Source organism: Geobacillus sp. ZGt-1 (genome assembly GCF_001026865.1).
Classification (GTDB): Bacteria; Bacillota; Bacilli; order Bacillales; family Anoxybacillaceae; genus Geobacillus; species Geobacillus thermoleovorans.
In genome coordinates this window covers 48,733-51,847 of sequence record NZ_LDPD01000016.1, presented here as the reverse complement: position 1 = coordinate 51,847, position 3,115 = coordinate 48,733, and the positions used below count along the sequence as shown (strand labels likewise).

The 3,115-nt window shown below is 53.8% G+C and carries 2 protein-coding genes; both read right to left on the bottom strand.

What is annotated here, in order from left to right; translation table 11 throughout:
* On the bottom strand, nucleotides 1–706 hold a 706-nt coding region (locus VU18_RS19570; protein ID WP_304413648.1), incomplete at its 3' end, for an NADP-dependent malic enzyme.
* Nucleotides 707–894: 188 nt separating this feature from the next.
* Nucleotides 895–3,078, bottom strand: coding sequence for a malate synthase G (locus VU18_RS06640; RefSeq protein ID WP_011231029.1), 2,184 nt, complete (start codon nucleotides 3,076–3,078; stop codon nucleotides 895–897).
* Nucleotides 3,079–3,115: the final 37 nt, after the last annotated feature.

Here is a 3,115-nt window from a genome sequence, read left to right as displayed (position 1 = left end):
TTTCTTCCTTGATAGCGTTCATCCCATGCGAGCGCCCTTCATAAATCGCTCCTTTTGTGTCGCAAACGATCAGTTCGCCGACTCCGATCGACAGCAGCAATTTGGCGATCGCCACCCCGGCAGCGCCGGCGCCGTTGATGACAACCCGGCAATCGGCAAGCTGTTTGCCAACCACTTTCAAGGCGTTCGTCAGCCCAGCGGCCACGACAATCGCCGTGCCATGCTGATCATCATGAAACACCGGGATCGCCATCTCTTGGCGAAGACGCTCTTCAATGACAAAGCAGGCGGGGGCGGCGATATCTTCCAAATTGATGCCCCCAAACGCCGGTTCCAGCAACTTGACCGTTTGAATGATTTGTTCCGGATCTTCAGTATCGAGGCAAAGCGGCACGGCATCGATCCCGGCGAACGCTTTGAACAAGGCGGCTTTCCCTTCCATGACCGGAAGCGCCGCCCGCGCGCCAATGTTGCCAAGCCCAAGCACCGCCGTGCCATTCGAGACGACGGCGACAAAATTTCCCTTCACTGTATAGTTGTACATTTCGTCTTGGTCGACGTAAATTTCTTTGCACGGTTCAGCCACTCCCGGCGAATAAATGAGACTTAAATCATTGGCATTCACGACCGGCACTTTCACTTCAACTGACAGCTTTCCTCTTGCCTGCCGATGGACAAGCAACGCTCGTTCTCGCAAATGTTCCATCACTGATCCCTAGCTACTAGCCTTCCCCATCCCCTTGTACCGCCTTTTGTGCTGCTTTGCGTTTGACAACCGGCCAATAGTAACTAGGAGCTGCCTCCTTTCTCCATTTATTTTCTTAATTTTCTGATCATAATAGATAGGAAGGAACAAGGTCATCCATCCCTTGTTCCTTATACAACTTTTGGCGTTTATTGCTGAATGGCGGCAAATTTCGCTTTTGCTTCTTGACGGCGGCGGTGCAAAATCGGCTCGGTATAGCCGTTTGGCTGTTCATAGCCGCGGAAAATGAGATCGCACGCCGCTTGGAACGCCACCGAATCATCGTAATTCGGCGCCATCGGACGATAGTTCGGATCGCCGGCGTTTTGTTCGTCGACGACTTTCGCCATCCGCTTGAGCGTCTCAAGCACTTGCTCTTTCGTGCAAATGCCATGATGGAGCCAGTTGGCGAGAATTTGGCTCGAGATGCGAAGCGTCGCCCGGTCTTCCATCAGTCCGACGTTGTGAATGTCCGGCACTTTCGAGCAGCCGATCCCTTGGTCGATCCAGCGGACGACATAGCCTAAAATGCTTTGGCAGTTGTTGTCGAGCTCTTCTTGAATCTCTTCCGCTGTCCATTGCGGATGGTCAACGACCGGGATTTGCAACATGTCGTCGCGATAATCGTTCCGATCGTTCGCCAGTTCGCTTTGCACAGCGGAGACGTTCACTTGATGGTAATGAAGCGCATGGAGCGTGGCCGCTGTCGGCGACGGCACCCATGCCGTATTGGCGCCTGCTTTGAGCTGCGCTCCTTTTTGCTTCAGCATTTCTGCCATCAAATCCGGCATCGCCCACATTCCTTTGCCGATTTGCGCCCGGCCGCGGAAGCCGGCGGCAAGCCCAACGGCGACGTTCGATTTTTCATACGCCTGCAGCCAAGTCGATGATTTCATCTCGTTTTTGCGCAGCATCGGCCCCGCTTCCATCGACGTATGAATTTCGTCTCCGGTCCGGTCGAGGAAGCCGGTGTTGATAAAAATGATGCGGTCGCGCACTTGGTAGATGCAGTTTTTCAAGTTGAGCGACGTGCGGCGCTCCTCGTCCATCACGCCGATTTTAATCGTATTCCGCTCAAGGCCGAGCATATCTTCGACACGGTCAAACAGCTCGTTGGCAAACGCCACTTCCGCCGATCCGTGCATTTTCGGCTTGACGATGTAGATGGAACCTTTGCGCGAATTCAAGTAGCGTGTATTGCCGATGAGCGAATGTTTCATAATCAAGCTTGTAATGACGGCGTCCATGATCCCTTCATGCACTTCCTCGCCATTCGCATGCAAGATCGCGTTGTTCGTCATTAAGTGCCCGACGTTGCGCACGAACATGAGCGAACGGCCCGGCAGCACGAGCTCCCCGCCATCCGGCGTTTTGTATACGCGATCCGGGTTCAGGGAGCGCGTCATGATTTTGCCGTTTTTCTCAAATGTCGCTGTCAAATCGCCTTTAACGAGACCAAACAAGTTGCGGTAAACGAGCACTTTGTCTTCGGCGTCAACGGCCGCCACCGAATCTTCACCGTCCATGATCGTTGTCACGGCCGCTTCTAGGACAATGTCTTTGACCCCGGCTTGATCCGTTTTTCCGACCGCATGCTCGCGGTCGATTTGAATTTCAATGTGAAGGCCATTGTTCTTCAGCAACACCGCTGTCGGATGTTGCGGGTCGCCTTGGAAGCCGACGAATTTTTCCGGCTCTTTCAGCCCCGTCGTCGCCCCGCCTTCTGTCGTCACGACAAGCTGGCCATCAACAATGGCGTACTGGACAGCGTCTTTATGGGAATATTGCGCCAGCGGCACCGCTTCATCTAAAAACTGCCGCCCGTAGGCGATGACTTTCGCCCCGCGCACCGGGTTGTACGACGAACCGCGCTCGGCGCCGTCTTCTTCGCTGATGGCATCGGTGCCGTACAGCGCGTCGTACAGGCTGCCCCAACGGGCGTTGGCAGCGTTTAATGCATAGCGGGCGTTCGTCAACGGAACGACGAGCTGCGGCCCGGCTTGCACGGCAATTTCATCATCGACATTGTCGGTCGTAATCTCAAAGTCCTCGACTTCCGGCTCCAAATAGCCGATGTCTGTCAAAAATGCTTTATATTCGTTAAAATCAAAGCGGCCGCGATGCGCTTTATGCCACTCATTCAATTTTTCTTGAATTTCGTCGCGGCGGGCGAGCAATTCTTTGTTGCGCGGCGTCAAGTCGGAAATGAGCGCGCCGAAATCGCTCCAAAACTTGTCTTGATCCAACCCGCTGTTCGGCAGAAGCTCCTCGTTGACAAAGTCGTACAACACTTTGGCGACTTGGATGTTCCCTTTTTGTACGTATTCGCCCATTATTCTCTTCCCCTCTCTTGTTTCTTATTACGAAACA